The sequence below is a fragment of the Nonomuraea sp. NPDC049637 genome (assembly GCF_040675235.1).
Taxonomy (GTDB): Bacteria; Actinomycetota; Actinomycetes; order Streptosporangiales; family Streptosporangiaceae; genus Nonomuraea.
In genome coordinates this window covers 29433-47147 of the sequence record NZ_JBFAOM010000050.1, presented here as the reverse complement: position 1 = coordinate 47147, position 17715 = coordinate 29433, and the positions used below count along the sequence as shown (strand labels likewise).

Annotated in this window: 16 protein-coding genes; 5 read left to right on the top strand and 11 right to left on the bottom strand. The window is 70.1% G+C overall.

Features of this window, described 5'->3' with window-relative positions; translation table 11 throughout:
• Positions 1-48: 48 nt before the first annotated feature.
• Both AB0J71_RS41925 and ndhC read right to left on the bottom strand, forming a co-directional pair.
• Entirely contained in the window at positions 49-1194 is a 1146-nt protein-coding gene (locus AB0J71_RS41925; protein WP_364419671.1) for a M48 family metallopeptidase, read from the bottom strand.
• Between the two features lie 44 nt (positions 1195-1238).
• Positions 1239-1610: an NADH-quinone oxidoreductase subunit A gene (ndhC, locus tag AB0J71_RS41920; RefSeq protein ID WP_352322481.1), complete on the bottom strand. Its 372-nt coding sequence runs from the start codon at positions 1608-1610 to the stop codon at positions 1239-1241.
• An 85-nt stretch (positions 1611-1695) separates the two neighbouring features.
• Here ndhC and AB0J71_RS41915 point away from each other — a divergent pair, with 85 nt between their 5' ends.
• From AB0J71_RS41915 to AB0J71_RS41900, 4 genes are all read left to right on the top strand, one after another.
• Positions 1696-3174, top strand: a complete 1479-nt coding sequence (locus tag AB0J71_RS41915; protein ID WP_364419669.1) for a polysaccharide deacetylase family protein — start codon at positions 1696-1698, stop codon at positions 3172-3174.
• 33 nt (positions 3175-3207) lie between these two features.
• Positions 3208-3297 (top strand): putative leader peptide, encoded by a 90-nt coding sequence (locus AB0J71_RS41910; RefSeq protein ID WP_352322479.1) that lies wholly within the window; start codon positions 3208-3210, stop codon positions 3295-3297.
• Between the two features lie 120 nt (positions 3298-3417).
• A complete protein-coding gene (locus tag AB0J71_RS41905) occupies positions 3418-5262 on the top strand; it encodes a 2-oxoacid:acceptor oxidoreductase subunit alpha (protein ID WP_352322478.1) in 1845 nt (614 codons plus the stop codon).
• Positions 5255-6301 (top strand): 2-oxoacid:ferredoxin oxidoreductase subunit beta, encoded by a 1047-nt coding sequence (locus AB0J71_RS41900; protein WP_352322477.1) that lies wholly within the window; start codon positions 5255-5257, stop codon positions 6299-6301. Before AB0J71_RS41905 ends, AB0J71_RS41900 begins: the two co-directional genes overlap by 8 nt.
• Before the next feature lie 60 nt (positions 6302-6361).
• On the opposite strand, the gene AB0J71_RS41895 is transcribed toward AB0J71_RS41900, so the two are convergent.
• The 9 genes from AB0J71_RS41895 to AB0J71_RS41855 are packed head-to-tail and all read right to left on the bottom strand — an operon-like array spanning position 6362 to position 16536.
• Positions 6362-7063: a hypothetical protein gene (locus tag AB0J71_RS41895; protein ID WP_352322476.1), complete on the bottom strand. Its 702-nt coding sequence runs from the start codon at positions 7061-7063 to the stop codon at positions 6362-6364.
• Positions 7060-8010, bottom strand: coding sequence for an NAD-dependent epimerase/dehydratase family protein (locus AB0J71_RS41890; protein WP_352322475.1), 951 nt, complete (start codon positions 8008-8010; stop codon positions 7060-7062). Before AB0J71_RS41890 ends, AB0J71_RS41895 begins: the two co-directional genes overlap by 4 nt.
• Positions 8007-9302, bottom strand: a complete 1296-nt coding sequence (locus tag AB0J71_RS41885; RefSeq protein ID WP_364419667.1) for a nucleotide sugar dehydrogenase — start codon at positions 9300-9302, stop codon at positions 8007-8009. The genes AB0J71_RS41890 and AB0J71_RS41885 overlap by 4 nt, the downstream gene beginning before the upstream one ends.
• A 1-nt stretch (position 9303) precedes the next feature.
• The gene (locus AB0J71_RS41880) at positions 9304-10161 is read right to left on the bottom strand and encodes an endo alpha-1,4 polygalactosaminidase (protein ID WP_352322473.1); all 858 of its coding nucleotides are present in this window, start codon (positions 10159-10161) and stop codon (positions 9304-9306) included.
• Positions 10158-11009 (bottom strand): NAD(P)-dependent oxidoreductase, encoded by an 852-nt coding sequence (locus AB0J71_RS41875; protein WP_352322472.1) that lies wholly within the window; start codon positions 11007-11009, stop codon positions 10158-10160. The genes AB0J71_RS41880 and AB0J71_RS41875 overlap by 4 nt, the downstream gene beginning before the upstream one ends.
• Positions 11006-11731, bottom strand: a complete 726-nt coding sequence (locus AB0J71_RS41870; protein WP_352322471.1) for a sugar phosphate nucleotidyltransferase — start codon at positions 11729-11731, stop codon at positions 11006-11008. Before AB0J71_RS41870 ends, AB0J71_RS41875 begins: the two co-directional genes overlap by 4 nt.
• A 22-nt stretch (positions 11732-11753) precedes the next feature.
• On the bottom strand, positions 11754-13151 hold the full coding sequence (locus AB0J71_RS41865; protein ID WP_352322470.1) for a hypothetical protein: 1398 nt from the start codon (positions 13149-13151) through the stop codon (positions 11754-11756).
• Entirely contained in the window at positions 13148-14557 is a 1410-nt protein-coding gene (gene pelF / locus AB0J71_RS41860) for a GT4 family glycosyltransferase PelF (RefSeq protein WP_352322469.1), read from the bottom strand. Before pelF ends, AB0J71_RS41865 begins: the two co-directional genes overlap by 4 nt.
• Positions 14554-16536, bottom strand: coding sequence for a hypothetical protein (locus tag AB0J71_RS41855; protein WP_352322468.1), 1983 nt, complete (start codon positions 16534-16536; stop codon positions 14554-14556). Before AB0J71_RS41855 ends, pelF begins: the two co-directional genes overlap by 4 nt.
• Positions 16537-16885: 349 nt before the next feature.
• Between AB0J71_RS41855 and AB0J71_RS41850 the strand changes: the two genes are divergently transcribed.
• The gene (locus tag AB0J71_RS41850; RefSeq protein WP_352322498.1) at positions 16886-17695 is read left to right on the top strand and encodes an AfsR/SARP family transcriptional regulator; all 810 of its coding nucleotides are present in this window, start codon (positions 16886-16888) and stop codon (positions 17693-17695) included.
• Positions 17696-17715: the final 20 nt, after the last annotated feature.

The following is a 17715-nucleotide window of genomic DNA, read 5'->3' as shown; positions in this document are numbered from 1 at the left end:
GAATCGCAGGTCAGGCAAAGGACGCGCCCACGGCGCCCGGCGGCGTCCTCAGCGGTACAGAGCCGACTGGGCGTCTTCCTTGAGGCCGCGCGCCACGCGTTCGGCCGGCGTCGCCAGCTCTTCCTCGATCTCCTCCATGGCCTGCGCCCGCACCCGCGCCTCCGCGTACGGGAGCGCGGCCAGGTGCTCCTTCCGCAGGTGCGTGGGCGGGTGCGTCCTGTCGACCCGTAGTTCGTCCAGCCCGGTCTCCACGCACAGCCGTTCGACCTCCGCCTCTGAGATGCCGGCGACGTGGGCCCGCAGTTCCGCCCACAGGTCCTGCCGGCCCACCGCGAGGGTCTGCGTCATCAGGAAATGGTCGGCGGGCACGACGCGGGTTCTCAGGGCATCCATCAGGGAGAGTGCCGCCTCAGTCCCGCCCACGCGGGCCTGGATGGCGTCGGCCCGGTACTCGGCCCGCTGCGACGACCGGTAGACCAGCAGCTCCAGGACGATAATGAGCCCCCGCACCGGCAGCCCGACGACCGCGAGCAGGCATTCGGCGGCCAGCCGGGACAGGCCGTCACCCGGCTGCCAGCAGAACCGGGTCACCTCCCGCAGCTCGTCCAGCGAGTACAACGCGCTGCCCACGACGAGCCCGTGCCTGGCGTCGCCGTTGCGCGAGTGGGCCATCTCGTGGGCGATCACCGACACGCGTTCGGCCGGGGTCAGCAGCATCCAGAGGGGGTAGCCGATCTCCACCAGACGGCGCCGACGCCAGCCGTACGTGGTGAACGCGGCGTTCGCGGCGCCGCTGAGCACGACGAGGTCGGTGCGCGGCGCGCCGACCTCGTCGCCGATCCGGTCGATCAGCTCGTACAGGCGCGGGGCGTTCTTCCGGGTGAGGGTCTCGGCGCCGCCCGGGAGGCGTTCGACGCGGGGACGCAGCAACCAGGCGACGTCGAGCGCGATCATCCCGAGGGGCACGCTGAGGATGGTGAACCTGGTCACCAGGTAGCCGCCGAGGACGAGGAAGGCGCACGGGAGCAGATGGACCAGCGCGGCGAGCGCGTAACCGGCGGCCCGCGCGACCCCGGCCGATCCGCCCGCCCGAACGGCGTCACCCTCGCGGGCGGCTCGCATCACGTCGCGGTGGAGGCCGTGGACGACGGCCGCCTGCCGGCGCGCCGCCCATCCCTTGCCGGTGCTCGACACGGCAGACAAATGTGCCGAGACGGCACGAGAACGTCAAGAGCGATCTACGTCCAGCTGAGGACGCGTTTGCGCCAGGCGTACAGGATGCCGAGGGCTATGAAGCCGAGGAACACGAACATCTCCACCAGGGTCGTCACCCCGTAGCCGGGCGCGTCGAAGACGGTGGCCCACGGGAAGAGGAAGACGGCGTCGACGGCGAAGACGACGTAGAGGTAGGTGAAGACGTAGTAGCGGACCTGCGACTGCGCCCAGCCGTCGCCCACCGGGTCGACGCCGCATTCGTACGTGGTCAGCTTCTCGGGGGTCGGCCTGGTGGGCCGCAGGAGCCGGTTGACCGTGAGGGCCCCGGCGACGATGGCGACACCGATCGCGAACAGCACGGCGACCAGCACGTAGGACCCGAAGTAGCCGTCCATGACGTGATCGTAACCCAGTCAAACCTCAGACCCCATAACCCCAAGACGGGGCAAAAGGTAAGGTCCCCCACATACCCTGACAGACATGCACCAAACGCGATTCTTTGCTGGAATCGCTCTGCTGGCCCTCTCGGCCGGGGGCTGCGGGCTGGCCGCCGCCGCACCCGAGCGGGACGTGGTGGTCCCGGCAGAGCCGACCGCGATCGACTTCGTCGACCCCGCGACAGTCGTCGGCCTGTCCACCGCGACCATCACGAACGAGGACGACCACAGCAGATTCGTGCACATCAGCTACCCCGAACTGGCCGACGCGCCGGGCCTCAACCGCGCGCTGCGCGCGGACGCCGAGCGGCAGCTGCGGGACTTCCGGGCCGCCAAGAGCGTCAACGGCGACTACCCGCGTCCAGAGCTGAACGTGGACTGGCAGCTCGCCGCCCGTTCCCCGGAGGCCGTCGCGGTACGGCTGCGCACCGGCGAGTTCCTGGGCGCGAGCTGGGGCAACTCCACCCGTACCTTCTGGTTCGACCCGCGTACCGGCAAGGCGGGCGGGTCCACGGCGCTGCTCGGCGGGCCGCAGGCGCTGGACCGGCTCGCGGCGCTGGTCAAGGAGCAGCTCAAGGGACGCGGGCCGCAGGTCGAGCGGGACGGCCTGCGGGCCGACCCCGGCCAGTTCGACTCCATGGCCTTCAACCGGAGCGGTGACCTGGTGGTCGAGTTCGACGACTGCCAGATCGGGCCGTGCTCGCTCGGCCGGGTCGCGGTGGCCGTCCAGGCGGGACGGGTCGCGCCGCTGCTGTCGGAGCTGGGACGCCGGGCACAGGAGAGCGTGCGGGAGGCCGCCCGCAGCGCCCCTCCGGCCGGACCCACGACGACGCCGAAGACGACGGCGAGCCCCGAGGCGTCCAGCAACCGGGCCGGGAGCGTGAACTGCGCCAGGACCAAGTGCGTGGCGCTGACGTTCGACGACGGGCCCGGGCCGCGGACCGGGCGACTGCTCGACCTGCTGGCCGCCGGCAAGGCGCGGGCCACCTTCTTCGCCGTCGGGACGAACGCCATCGCGCAGCCGGGCCTGCTGCGCCGGATGAGCGCGGAGGGTCACCTGGTCGGCAACCACTCCTGGTCGCACCGGGACCTGTCGAAGCAGGCCACCAGCAAGATCGCCGACTCCTTCCGGCGTACCGACGACGCCGTCCGGGCGGCGATCGGGCAGGAGCCCACGCTGGCCCGCCCGCCGTACGGCGCGATCAGCAAGGACGTGCGCGACGTCGCCCGCGACCTGGGACTGTCGCTGGTCGGCTGGGACGTGAACTCCAGGGACGAGCCCGGCGCGAAGGCGTCGGAGATCACCGACCGCGTCGTGCGCAAGGCCCATCCGGGCGCGATCATCCTGATGCACGACACCAACCCCGAGTCGATCGACGCGATTCCGGGCATCCTGAAAGAACTCAGCGGGAAGGGTTACACCTTCGTGACCGTTCCAGAGTTGTACGGCTCCGCAGCGATGCGCGCCGGACGCCTGTACGAGTCGGGGAACCAGCAGTCGCGTAAGCAGCCCCTGACGTAGCACACGTGTTGGGGGGACGTATCATTGGCGCTCGTGACCCGAACCGTCCTCTTCGCACGCCTGCATGTAGACCTCTGCAGGCTCGCGTCAGGGCTGTGTCGTCGTTCTCCCGCCTCACCCTGACTTCCGACCGCGTTACCCGCTTTCGCGGCTGGCAAACGCGTGACCTTCCGAGGATCTAGCATGGAAACAGAGAACGCGCCCAACGCAACCGCGCCTTGGCGCGTCGAGGAGGACTGAGCTGTGACGAAGCAGGTCCAGCAACTCGACCGCGTGATCATCAGGTTCGCCGGCGACTCCGGCGACGGCATGCAGCTCACCGGCGACCGCTTCACCGCGGGGACGGCGGAGTTCGGCAACGACCTGTCGACGCTGCCCAACTTCCCCGCCGAAATCCGCGCCCCCGCAGGAACCCTGCCCGGCGTGTCGAGCTTCCAGCTCCACTTCGCCGACCACGACATCCTGACGCCCGGCGACGCGCCCAACGTGCTCGTGGCCATGAACCCGGCGGCGCTGAAGGCCAACCTCGGCGACCTGCCGCGCGGCGCCGACATCATCGCCAACACCGACGAGTTCTCCAAGCGCAACCTGCAGAAGGTCGGCTACGCGGCCAACCCGCTGGAGGACGACTCCCTGAGCGAGTGGCGCGTGCACGCGGTGCCGCTGACCTCGCTGACGGTCAAGGCGCTCGAAGGCTTCGAGATCTCGAAGAAGGACGCCGAGCGCGCCAAGAACATGTTCGCCCTCGGCCTGCTGTCGTGGCTCTACCACCGGCCGACCGAGCAGACGATCTCGTTCCTGCAGCAGAAGTTCGCCAAGAAGCCCGACATCGCCAAGGCGAACATCGCGGCCTTCCAGGCGGGCTGGAACTACGGCGAGACGACCGAGTCGTTCTCGGTCTCCTACGAGGTCAAGCCGGCCAGGCTGGCTCCCGGCGTCTATCGCAACATCTCCGGGAACCAGGCTCTGGCCTACGGGCTGATCGCGGCCAGCGTGCAGTCGAAGCTGCCGTTGTTCCTGGGCTCGTACCCGATCACGCCGGCCAGCGACATCCTGCACGAGTTGTCCAAGCACAAGCGGTTCGGCATCCGCACCTTCCAGGCGGAGGACGAGATCGCGGGCGTCGGCGCGGCGCTGGGCGCCGCGTTCGGCGGGGCGCTGGGCGTGACCACCACCTCCGGCCCCGGCGTGGCGCTGAAGGCGGAGACGGTCGGCCTCGCGGTCACCACCGAGCTGCCGTTGATCATCGTTGACGTCCAGCGCGCCGGTCCCAGCACGGGCATGCCGACCAAGACCGAGCAGACCGACCTGCTGATGGCCATGTTCGGCCGCAACGGCGAGTCGCCGGTGCCGATCGTCGCGCCGCTGTCGCCGAGCGACTGCTTCGACGCGGCCGTCGAGGCGGCCCGCATCGCGGTCAAGTACCGCACGCCGGTCATGTTGCTCTCGGACGGCTACCTGGCCAACGGCTCGGAGCCGTGGCGCCTGCCCGAAGTTTCCGACTTGCCCGACATTTCGCAGGAATTCACGACCGAGCCCAACGGTGAGGGCGGCGAGTTCCTGCCGTTCAAGCGTGACACCGAGACGCTGGCCCGCCCCTGGGCCATCCCCGGCACCCCCGGCCTCGAACACCGCATCGGCGGCATCGAGAAGGCCGACGGCACCGGCAACATCTCCTACGACCCGGACAACCACGACCTGATGGTCCGCACCCGGGCCGCCAAGATCGCCGGGATCGACGTGCCCGACCTCGCGGTCGACGACCCCGACGGCGACGCCAAGGTCCTGGTCATCGGCTGGGGCTCGACGTACGGGCCGATCGCGGCGGCCGTGCGGCGCATCAGGCGCGAGGGCGGCAAGGTCGCCCAGGCGCACCTGCGCCACCTCAACCCGCTGCCGGCCAACACCGGCGAGGTGCTCAAGAGCTACGACAAGGTGCTGCTGCCCGAGATCAACCTCGGCCAGCTCGCGCTGCTGCTGCGGGCCCGCTACCTCGTCGACGTGATCAGCTACAACCGCGTGCGCGGGCTCCCGTTCAAGGCCGAGGAGCTGGCCGGAGTCATTCAGGACGTGATCGACAGTGACTGAGCTGGTGAACGGGAAGGGCCTGAGCCTGGTTCCCAAGACCGACGTCAAGCAGGGGCTGAAGGACTTCAAGTCCGACCAGGAGGTGCGCTGGTGCCCGGGTTGCGGCGACTACGCGATCCTGGCCGCGGTGCAGAGCTTCCTGCCCGAGCTGGGGCTGCGGCGCGAGAACATCGTGTTCGTCTCCGGCATCGGCTGCTCCTCGCGCTTCCCGTACTACCTCAACACCTACGGCTTCCACTCGATCCACGGCCGCGCGCCCGCGATCGCGACCGGCCTGGCCGCCTCGCGGCCGGACCTGTCGGTGTGGGTGATCACCGGTGACGGCGACGCGCTGTCGATCGGCGGCAACCACCTGATCCACGCGCTGCGCCGCAACGTCAACCTGAACATCCTGCTGTTCAACAACAGGATCTACGGTCTGACCAAGGGCCAGTACTCGCCCACCTCCGAGGTCGGCAAGATCACCAAGTCGACCCCGATGGGCTCGCTGGACAAGCCGTTCAACCCGATCTCGCTGGCCATCGGCGCCGAGGCGTCGTTCGTGGCGCGCACGATCGACTCCGACCGCAAGCATCTGCAGTCGGTGCTGCGCGAGGCCACGGCCCACCGCGGCACGTCGCTGGTGGAGATCTACCAGAACTGCAACATCTTCAACGACAACGCCTTCGAGCAGCTCAAGGACCCGGCGGTCCGCGACGACATCACGCTGCGCCTGGAGCACGGCCAGCCGATCGTGAGCGCGTCCAAGGCCGTCGTGCGCGGCGCGAACGGCGGCATCGAGGTCGTCGCCAGGGACGGCGTGAGCGAGGAGCAGATCCTCGTGCACGACGCCCACAACCCCGACCCGTCGGTGGCCTTCGCCCTCAGCAGGCTCGACGAGCCGGCCTTCGAGCACGTGCCGATCGGCATCTTCCGCCAGGTCGACCGCCCGGCCTACGACGTGCTCATGGCCGACCAGCTGGAGGAGGCCGTGGCGCAGAAGGGCCCCGGCGACCTGAGCGAGCTGCTGCTGGGCGGCGACACCTGGCGCATCGGCTGACGCCAGGCGCAGCAGACCGGTACAGAAGGGAGACGCCGCCGTCCGTCGGACGGCGGCGTCTCAGATCTTCGACAGCACGCGATCGGTGACGAAGCACAACATCCCGAACTCGCGCGCCCTGCGGTAGGCGAAGTCGGTCAGCTCCTCGTCCTCGGCGTAGTCGAGGGCGTAGAGGTCCACGTCGTGGCCGAGCAGCCGCTCGGCCACCTCGGCGTGCGTCTCCAGCACGTCGTCGGGCCACGGCGCGTACGAGTCCGTGTCCACCCAGCGGGCGGAGAACGACTCGAACAGGATGCCGTCCACCAGCCCGGTGAGCTGCGGCAGCAGCCCGAACCCCCGGTTGGCCAGCATGTAGTCCGGCTGGGCCTCCTCCCTGATCGCGGCGATCAGGTAGAGCAGGTGGGGCAGGTCCTCGGGGTAGTTGAACTCGATGTTCAGCGTGTCGAGGAACAGGCCGTCGAAGCCGCGGGCGATGGCCGCTCTGGCCTGCTCCACGACGTGCGCCACCCAGCGCGGGTCGCCGCAGTGGACGAAGGCGCCGCCCCAGTCGGGGTTGCGCTCCTGCCGCTGCCAGGGGGCGGGCGGCCCGACGTCCTCGGTCAGCGACAGGTAGCCGAGCGTCTGCACCCCGCGCTCGCGCAGCAGGCTCAGTTCCTGCGTGCTGTAGTAGTTCTCCTCGGCCTGAAGGACGACCTTGTCGAACCTGGACAGCCGGTCGAGGTGCCCCGCCCCGTAGTAGAACGCGATAGGCAGTTGCGTCATGGTCTCCACGATTCCTGATACCAGGTGAACGTCTTGCGCACGCCCTCCTCCAGGCCGACGCGGGGCTCGTACCCGGTCAGCTCACGCAGCAGCGTGAGGTCGGGGCAGCGGCGCGCGACGGATCCGGCGGGGGCGGGCACGTCGTGCCTTTCCGGACTGACACCCGCCACGCTCAGGACGAGCTCGGCCAGGTCGCCGATGTTGGTCTCGGTGTCGTTGCCGATGTGCACGATCTGCCCGAAGGCCTTGGGCGTGTCCATGAGGCTGACCACGGCCTCCACGGCGTCGTCCACGTAGCAGAAGGCGCGGCTCTGGTCGGCGCCGTACAGCGTGAAGGGGTTCTCGCCGCGGGCGGCCCGCAGTGACAGCTCGGGGATCACGTGGTCGGCGCCCATACGCGGGCCGTAGACGTTGTGGAAGCGCCCGATGACGGCCTCGAAGCCCTTGGCGCGCGCGGTGTGCAGCACCGCGGCCTCGCCGAGCAGCTTGCTGATCGCGTACGTGTACCGCGGCGAGCCGACGTCCTCGATCACCAGCGGGACGGTCTCCGGCGTCGGCACGGGGGCCAGGCCCGTGGTGACGGCGCCCGCGTACGCCTCGCTGGTGGAGGCGAAGAACAGCCGGTCGCCGGGGCTCAGCCAGTCGAGCAGGTGCATCAGGGCCAGCGTGTTGACCCTGATCACCTTGGCCGGGTCCTTCTCGACGTTGCGGACGCCGACGACCGCGGCCAGCATGTAGATCTGGTCCCAGCCGTGCTCGATCGCGGCGTACGCGGCCGGGTCGGTGAGGTCGGCCGAGCGCACCTCGACGTCCAGGCCGGTGAGCGCGTCGTCGCGGCGGCCGCGGGAGAAGTCGTCCACGACGGTGACGTCGTGGCCGTCGGCGAGCAGCCGGCGGGCCAGGTGCAGCCCGATGAATCCGGCGCCGCCCAGCAGCAGTGTCCTCACGCCACGACCTCCTTGGCGGTGTAGCCGATGCCGGCGTAGCGCACGCCGCTCCGCACGACGGCGGCCTCGTCGAGGATGCGCCAGGAGTCGAACACCACCCGCAGCCCCGACCCGGCGAGCCTGCCGCCGATCTCCAACGCCCGGTAGTCGGGGTGGTCGTTGATGACGATCATGGCGTCGGCGTCGCTGAACGCCTTGTCCAGGCTGACGGGTTCGCCGCCGTACTCGCGGATGACCTGGTCGGTGACCATCGGGTCGTGGCCGAGGACGGTGAGCCCGGCGGCGCGGAAGACCGGCACCATGTCGGCGACGGGTGTGCCGCGCATGTCGTCGGTGGCCGGCCAGCCCTTGTAGGCCCAGCCGAGCACGGACAGCGTGACCCCCTCGGTGCGGCCGAACGCCTCGCGGACCAGCTCGACCACGCGCTCGGCGACGTGCGCGGGCAGCCGCTCGTTGAGCTTGCGCGCCTGCCCCACCAGGTACGGGCTGCGCGACGTGCTGGCGATCATGATGTACGGGTCCTTCGACAGGCAGCCGCCGCCGACGTACCCGGGCTTGGCCAGGTCGGGCCGCGGGTAGTCGAGGTTGGTCGCCCTGATCACCTCCAGGGGGTCCAGGCCGTGCTGCTCGGCGATGAGCGCGATCTCGTTGCCGAAGGCGTAGATCAGGTCGGTGTGGCAGTTGTTGGACAGCTTGACCATCTCGGCGGTCTCCAGGCTGGAGACGGGCACGATCTGGTCGGCGAGGCCCTGGAAGACCTCGACGCCGGCCCGCAGGCTCTCCTCGTCGAGCCCGCCGATCACCTGGGGCAGTTCCACCAGCTCGCGCAGCGCTTGGCCCTGGATGGTGCGCTCGGGCGCCATGACGACCTTCGCGCCACCCCAGCGGGCGGTGAGCGGAGGCAGCACGACCTTCCTGCTGGTGCCGACCGGCACGGTGCTGCGGACGACGACCAGCGTCTCCGGACGCTCGGCGACGTGCTCGGCGGCGGCGGACAGGTTGCTCAGGTCCGGCCGGCCCGTGGACAGGTCCACCGGGGTGGAGACGGACAGGATCGCCGCGTCGAGCCGCTGCTCGGGGAGCTGGTCGGAGATGAAGATGGAGCTGCCCAGGTGCTCGGCGAAGGCCTCTTCGACCCCTGGCTCGTACACGTGGATCCGGCCGCCGGACAGCGCCTCGACCACGTGCGGGCTGTTGTCCACGCCGTACACGGTGTAACCCTTGCGGGCCAGGGCGGCGGTCAGCGTCAGGCCGACGTAGCCCATGCCGATCACGCCGACTGTCTTCGGCATTTCACGATCCTCTCTTTGAACAGGACGGAGACACGCGGTCGAGTTCGACCGTGGTGACGTTCCCCGCTATGCCGTAGCGGTGGTAGGCGGCGCAGGCGGCGGCGATGCCGGCCGGTCTGCGCGCGTAGTCGGTGGCGAGCACGGCCTTGCCGAGCTTGCGCAGGGCGAGGGCGTGCGCCAGGTTCTCCCGGCACCAGTCCTCGACGCAGGGTTTGTCGGTGGCCTTGACGAACAGCTCCTCCATGCCGATGCCGTCGATGGCCCGGACGTACCCGGGCTGGAGCCGTAGCTCGGGAGAGTTCTGGGGGACGATGAAGAAGCCGGGACGGACCTTCTTCGCGTACCCGCTGATCTGGACGATCAGGTCGCTCATCTTCCTGGCCAGGGTCGCGCGGCTCTCGCCGGGCACCCGTTTGAGGTCGATCTCCTCGTACGCGAGCGGCGTGTCGAGGTAGACGCCGTCGAACCCGGCGCGCAGCGCCTGATCCACGCGGGGCTTGACCACGACGTCCCACCAGCGGCGGTCCCAGTAGCGCACGAAACGCTCGTCCGGCCAGTCGGGCCAGACGTTGAGGACGAGGTCCCTCGGCAGCCCGCGGTACTCGGTGCGGAAGGTCTCGATGGAGCCGATCTCGAAGTAGGCCAGCACCTTCTTGCCGCTCGCGCGCACCCGGGCGATCTCGGCGGGCCGGAAGTAGCCCTTCGTGGTGCCGTCGCGCGACAGGTCCACGATGGCGAGCTGGTGGGGGGCGCGGGCGACGGTGTCGAGGCGGCCCGCGGGGTAGTCCTGCAGGACGTACGTGAACGACCGCACGTCCGTCAGCGACATCAGCAGCGCGCCCGCCAGGAGGACGTTCATGCCATCGCCTTGATCGAGTCGGCGAGCGGGATCGAGGGCCGCCAGCCCAGCACGTCCCAGGCCCTGCCGACGTCGGCGCGGCTCCACGGGGCGGCGCCGGCCCTGCCGGAGACGGGGGCGCTCTCGCGGATCTCCCCGGTGAACCCGCAGACCTCGGCCAGCAGCTTGACCGCCTCCCGCACGGCGACCGCCCTCCCGCTGCCGACGTTGATCACCCGTTCGGCGGGCTCGGCGACGAACGCGGCGCGGACCACTGCGTCGGCCACGTCCCTGACGTCCACGAAGTCGCGCATCGCGCCCAGCGGCCCGAGGTCGGCGCGGCCGGCGCGCATGAGCTCCCTGGCCCGGCCGAGCACGTTGTCGGCGGAGATGCCCGGCCCGACCGGGTTGAAGACGCGCAATGACAGGCCGTCGATCTCGCGGGTCCGCTCGACGAGGAGCGTCCCCGCCAGGTGGCTGATGCCGTACGCGGTGATCGGCCTGGCCGGGTCCTCCTCGTGCTGGACGTGGCCGTAGGGCACGGGGCCGTACTCGGCGGCCGAGCCGAGCCGGACGAACCGGGCGCGCGGCGCGGCGACGGCCATGGCCTCCAGCAGGAGGGCAGTCACCCCCGCGTTGCCACGGAACAGCTCCGCGTGGCCGCCGGACATGCGGCCCACGCAGTTGAGCACGACCGAGGGGGCCACCTCGCGCAGGAACGCCGCCACCGTGCCGGGGTCCGCCGACAGCAGGTCGAGGTCGGCACGGCCCGGGCAGACGAGCTGTGCGGGCCGGGGATCGCCGGCCAGCAGCTCCCTGACCTGGCGGCCGAGGAAGCCGGTGGCGCCGAAGAGCACGATGGTGGTCATCGCACCGGGTCCCTGGCCGGCAACAACAACGGCCGGATCTCGTCGAACCGGGCGTTGGCCTCGTCGTAGTCGTCGGGCCGCCCGATGTCGAGCCAGTAGCCCTCGAACTCGTACACGCCGGGCGGGGTGCCGCGCGCCAGCAGTTCGAGCACCAGCTCGTCGAAGCCGAACGGCATGCCCTCGGGATAGTGCTCGATCGTCGAGCGGGACAGGGCGTAGACGCCCATGCTCACGAGGTAGCTGAGCAGCGGCTTCTCGCGGAAGCCGACGATCTGGCCGCCCTGGGTCTCCAGCACGCCGAAGTCGATCTTGACCACGCGGGGAGAGGTCGCCACGGTGAGCGGCGCGCCGGTCTCGATGTGCCGGTTCAGCAGGTCGGCGTAGTTGAGCGTGGTGAGCACGTCGCCGTTCATGACGAGGAACTGCTCGGGCAGCCGGTCCCTGATCGGGAACAGCGGCCCGATCGTGGACAGCGGCTTGACCTCCTCGGTGTAGTCGACCTCCATCCCCCATCGGGAGCCGTCGCCCACGAACGCCCGGATCAGCGGGCTCAGGTGCCCGACCGCGAGCGTGGCCGCGGTGAAACCCTGGGCGGTCAGCTGCTGCAGGATGATGTCGAGGATGGCGTACTCCTCGCCGATCGGCACCAGCGGTTTGGGCAGCGCGGAGGTGTACGGGCGCAGGCGGACTCCTTTGCCGCCCGCGAGTATGACGACGTGCACAGTGGTCTCCTGGTGTGAAGGATCAGCTGTACTGCCTGACGTCCCTGAGCCCGAGGCTCATCAGGACGGTCAGGATCACGAGGAACAGCGACGCGGCGGCCGCGAAGAGCAGGACGTCGGCCAGCGCGGTGTGCCCGGCGGGCAGGAAGAGGCGGCCCAGGGGGTGTACGGCGAGCGCCACCGCCTGGGCGATGCACAGATGGATCACTTTGGCCTGGTTGGCGAGCAGGAAGGCGACGAAGTAGGCGCCGCCGATGACGACGTGGGCGACGGCCATGGCGACGCTCGCCTCGGTCAGGTCGCCGGTCGCGTAGAGGAATCCCAGCGGCAGCACCGACAGGACGGCGAGCGCGGCGAGGCAGACGAACAGGCCCTTGGCCAGCAGCCACCGGCCGCGGCGGGTGAAGTCGGCCGGATAGCGCACCTCCCCGATCGCGGCCCGGACGTCGTCCTCGAAGGAGTGGGCCCGGTACTCCAGGATCCCCATGCCGACGACGAGCCCGGCGCCGGCGACCGCGATGTCGGCCCGTTCGAGCACGTACCGGCCCTCGGCCTGGAGCAGGAACACCGCGCTCAACAGGGCGTAGACGAGCGAGGGCGCCAGGGCGCGGGCGTTCGCCTCGACGAGCGTGCGCAGCGGCGGCTCGGCGGCGTCGTCGGGGCCGCGGGTGAGCGTGAGCCTGAGCGCGCCCGCCACGGTGGCCACGATGCACATCAGGCCCACCCAGATCGTCAGCAGCCCCACCCAGCGGTCGCCGATGACGATGTAGGCCAGGCCCGCGACCGCGGCCGGCGCCATCATCAGGCCGAGCCAGCCCTCCCGCCGGTAGAACAGCAGGATCCCCGAGGCGATCTGGAAGGCCATCTGCATGACGCACAGGGCGACCAGCATGACCGGCCCGTCGCGCGAGATGGCGACGGTGCCCGCCATGAAGGCGGCGGCCAGCACGCCCACGAGCAGGCCGCTGCGCAGCACGCGGCCGGCCGAGCGCGGGTGTCCCTGGGCGATCAGCGAATAGCCCAGGTGGGCCGCGGCGCTGCCGACGATCCAGCCGAAGCCCGTGGTCAGCACCAGGCCGGGCATCAGCCACTGGCTGCCCACCAGGCCGGAGGCGGCCGGGAGCAGGGCCGCCGGCAGGGCGTAGAGCAGGCCGTGCAACATCTGGGCGGCCGGCCTGGCCCGCTTGAGCGGCGTGCGGGTGCGCGCCTGCGGACGGTTCATCGCCTTGACGTGGAAGTAGGCGGTCTCGGCCAGGGCGAAGATGTCGGCGTGGCCGTACTGCTCGCGGGCGATCTTGTCGTTCAGCCCTTGGGACTCCAGCATGGCCGCGACCTGGAGGGGTTCGACGGCGCGGAAGACCCCGGTGCCCATGGGCTCGATGAGGTCGTCGATCGAGCGGGAGGGCTCCACCGCGGTCACGCGCGCGCCCCGACGAGCTCGCGATAGACCGCGCGGTAGTCGTCGAGCGACTGCCGGAGCGTGAAGCGGCTCAGCACCCGCTGCCTGGCCAGCGCGCCGAGCCTGCGGCGCAGCTCGGCGTCGTGCAGCAGCCGCACCATGGCGTCGGCGGCGGCCGCGTGGTCGCGGGGCGGCACCACGAACCCGGTGTCGCCCACCGCCTCGGCCACCCCGCCGACGTTGGTCACGACGCACGGCCTGCCACAGGCCATGGCCTCGACGACGGTGTAGGGGAAGCCCTCGGAGATGCTGGTCAGGGCCACGACCTGGCCCGCGTGGTAGGCGTCCACCTGGGTCGCGACCCGGCCCTCCAGCACCGCCGAGCCTTCCAGGCCGAGCTCGTCGATGAGGTCGAGGCAGCTCTCCTGGTAGCTCTCGTTGCCCTTCGGGACGCCTCCGAAGATCCGCAGCCGGGCGCCCGGGACCTTGTCCCGGACGATGTCGAACGCGCGGATCAGCGTGTGCAGGTCCTTCAGCGGGTCGACCCGGCCCATGAACACGATCGTGGGCTGGGGCGGGTCGGAGGTGGCCACCGGGAAGTCGGCCGGGTCCACGCCGTTGTACATCACCCGGATGCGGGCCGGGTCGGCGCCGTTGTGAACCTGCCAGCGCCGGTTGTACGTCGAGTGCGGCGCGATGCGGTCGGCCGCCACGTACGCCGCCCCCGCCAGGCGGCGGAAGAAGCTGAGCAGTAAGACCCGCACGGCGTGCGAGACCGGCTCGTTGACGTACTGGAGGTAGCGTTCCCGCAGGTAGACGCCGTGTTCGGAGAGCACGATCGGGGTGCCGTACCGCCATTTGGCGGTCATCGCCATGAGCATGCTGAGCCCGTTCATGGCGACGTGCATCAGGTCCGTGCGCGGCGGCGGCTCCGACAGCGGGCGCAACATGTGGCCCATGAGGTTCCCCGCCACGATGGCGTCGGCGAGGGTGAGCCCGTCGGTCCTGTTCCAGTACCAGGCGTCCATGAGCTGCGACAACGACTCGTTGGCGGTGAGGGCGCCGATGAGGTCGCCGCCCTCGGCCGCGAACCGGTAGATCTGCTCCAGCACCGCCAGGAACTCCGCGCCGCCGTCGCCCATGACGGCCGGGGTCAGCACCATCTCCAGGAAGCGGCCGTACGCGTCGCTGAAGCCGGGCCCCGGCGGCTTGGACGAGCGCCTGCGGGTCCTGCCCCAGAGCGGGACGGAGATGACCTGCTCCAGGTTGGCCGGCCGATCCCAGACCGGCCGCTCCTTGCCGTCGACCGTCATGGTCACGACGTCCCACCGGTAGTCGGGCATGCCCCTGATGAGCTGGTCCATCCAGACGCTCACCCCGCCCATGGCGAACGGGTAGGTCCCCTCGGAGACCAGCGTCACCTTCACGGTCGCACGCCCGCGGTGACCGTGACGGGGACGCCGGCGGTGAGCGTCAGGAGGGCGATGGAGTCGGTGCCGTACGCCGTCGCGCCGGGGGCGGCTGCGTTGGTGGCGAAGACGGACGCGTCGGCGGCGGACTCGAAGGTGACCGTGCCCGCCGTCCTGTCATAGACCGCGCTCACTCCGGACAGCCCGGCGAAGTGCTTGGTGCGGTTCTCGACGTACTGGGCGAGAGAACCCCAGGCCGGCGTGAGGAGCGGGACGTTGTAGTAGCCGTTGTACTTGGCCATGACCGCGTTCAGCCAGTCGAAGACGAGGTTCTTGGACGAGCCGTAGTCCCGCAGATTGCCCTGGTGGAAGGTGTGGGCGTAGATCGAACCCGACATGACGTGCTGCATGGCCACGTCACTCTCGTGGTCCAGGATCTGGCTGTAGGTCTGGTCCACCGGCCAGTACGGGAACTTCCCGCCGGGCCCGTAGTAGGAGTTGTAGAACAGCGTCTCCTCGGCGGGTGCCGTGCTGTGGTAGGCGATGTTGGTCGGCCAGTCGGGCACCACCATCAGCGTGGGCTGGAGCGGGTGGTAGATGCCGCAGTTGAAGCAGGACGGCTGGTGGCTGCCGAACGACATGTTGCCGTGCAGGTACTTCACGCCCAGGTCTTTGGCGGCCTGCAACATGGCCGCGTTGGAGGCGGCCAGGCCGTAGTCGGTGGGCGGGTCGATGTCGTTGTTGACGTCGGGGTTGTAGACGCCGAGACCGGAGTACTCGCCGGTCTTGAGCACGGTCCCGTCCACGGTCAGGCCGATCGCGGTGGCCCTGGTGAGGTTGTCCTGGATCTCGGCGTAGCTCGTCGCGTAGTCCGTGAAGTTCAGCTTCGGATGCGTGAACGTGTGGTTGATCCACGAGAAGGCCCCGGCGCGGCAGCGCGAGTAGCTGGTCAGGGCGTCCTTGAAGAGCGGCGGGGTCGAGCACGTGGAGGGCGCGGTCGGGTCGGCGCCCTCGCCGTTGTAGGCGAGGTTCAGCTTGAAGCCCGAGGCGAGCGGGTTGGCGCCGGTGAAGGCCACCTGCTGGTTGTACGTGCTGATCGCGTCGGCCCTGGTCATGCGGTAGCCAGGGTTGGACTCGACGTGGCCGTCCGGGTAGAGGTGATCGGTGGAGTTGAAGTAGTCGTCGACGTCGGCGTTGAGGTAGTGGCGCTGCTCGCCCAGGTAGAGGCCGCGGGTGGCCCAGCGGAACAGCCCGAAGGTGAGCAGGTCGGCCTGCGGCAGGTACTGGTTGGAGGTGAACGTCAGCGCCATGCGCTCGCGGCCGTCGCCGGAGGTGCTGCGTACGCCGAGCACGTCGGAGCCGCTGGTCATGACCACGTCGGCGGCGCAACCGGGCGCGACCGTGCTGCGGTAGACGTACGACAGCGAGATCGGCACGTTCACGCCGGTCTTCAGGTAGTCGAACACGCCGGCGCCCGCCGTGGTGAGCTGGGTGCCGATGGGCGTGCTCGCGACACCGCCCTCACTGCCCGCGCGCAGGCAGTAGTCCTCGGGCCAGGTGCCGTAGGCGGTGTAGAGCGAGGCCTGACGGACGCCGTAGTCCCGCTCGTACGCCCATAGAACGTTCCATTCGGTGGCGTCGAGGCCGCTGAGATAGCTGGAGCCGTCGTAGTAGAGCAGCGAGTTGTTGGTCAGCAGGACGGCGTTGTACTTGCCGACGCCGTCCGGGCGTACCAGGTCGGCCGCGGTGAGCGCCTGGGTCTTGCTGAGCAGCACGTCGTACTGGGCGCCGACCCGGTCGAGGGTGGCCCGCCAGGTCGCGATGCCCCAGTCGTCCTGGTCCACGGCGACGACGAGCACGCGCAGGCCGACCTTGTCGTCGGCGGCTGCCGCGAGCGCGGCGGCCGACCTGGCGACCGTGGTGGAGCGCTTGACGGGAACGGTCCCCTGCCTGGTTCTGGGCAGCGGACCGAGTTTGGCCGCCTTGGCCCGCTGCACGTCGGCGCGTACAGGTGCGGCGTGCGCATGATCCTGTCCACGTCCGTCGGCACCGGCCGTAAGAGAAGAGACGAGCACGAAACCACCGGCCGCGGCCAGAGCGCGCCGACGCCAGAGTGAAAACACCACGATCCCCCCCATTCGGGCAAGTCCCCCGAATGCTTCCAAGTCGCTATAGACACCAACGACCAGCATTGAGTGTGAGATCACTGAGTTTCAGTTGAGTTTCAGCCCAATTTCCTCCCATACGGCTCCCGCCCCTCAGGAAACCCCCATATGCTTGCCGTCTAGAAAAGTCGGGCACTTGCAGGGGGGACCCATGCAGTTCGGCATCCTCGGAACGTTGGAAGTGACCGACGGGGAGCATGACTTATCCCTCCGTTCGATCCAGCAACGCACCCTGCTGGCCCTGCTGCTCTGTCACCACGGCACCGTCGCTCGCAGCGACGTGCTGATCGACGCCCTGTGGGGCAGCGGCGCGGGCGAGGCCGGAGCCCGGCGCCTGCGCCTGCAACTCCACCGGCTGCGCCACACGCTGGGCGACCGGGCGCCGATCATCCACCGCTCCACCGGTTACCGGCTCGACGTGCCGCGCGAGGCGGTGGACGCCTTACGCTTCGAGGACCTGGTGCGCAGAGGCCGGACCTTGATCCAGTCCGGGAACGATCCAAAGGGCGGCGACCTGATCAGGAGCGCCCTGGCCATGTGGCGCGGCCCGGCCCTGTCCGGCCTGAGCGACATCTCCCTCCTCCACCACCAGGCCACGCGGCTGGAGGAGCAGCGCCTCGGCGCGCTGGTCGACCGGATCGAGGCAGATCTGCGCCTGCGCAGGCACGCCGACCTGGTGGCCGAGCTGTCCGACCTCGTACGCGAGCATCCCCTGCGGGAGAAGTTCCGGGGCCAGCTCATGATCGCGCTCTACCGGACCGGCCGGCAGAGCGACGCCCTGGAGGTCTACCGGGAGGGCAGGCGCATCCTCGCCGCCGACCTCGGCCTCGAACCCTCCCAGGAGCTGCGCCGCCTGGAGCTGGCCATCCTCACCAGCGACTCGTCGCTGGCCCCCGGCCACCCGCCGGCGGCGGCCAAGCGGCCGGTGCACCGGCGCCTCGCGCCCCGGCACGCCGCGGGCTGTCCACATTGCGCCAGATACGTCCGGTAACGCGGCTCCGCGCTGGATCG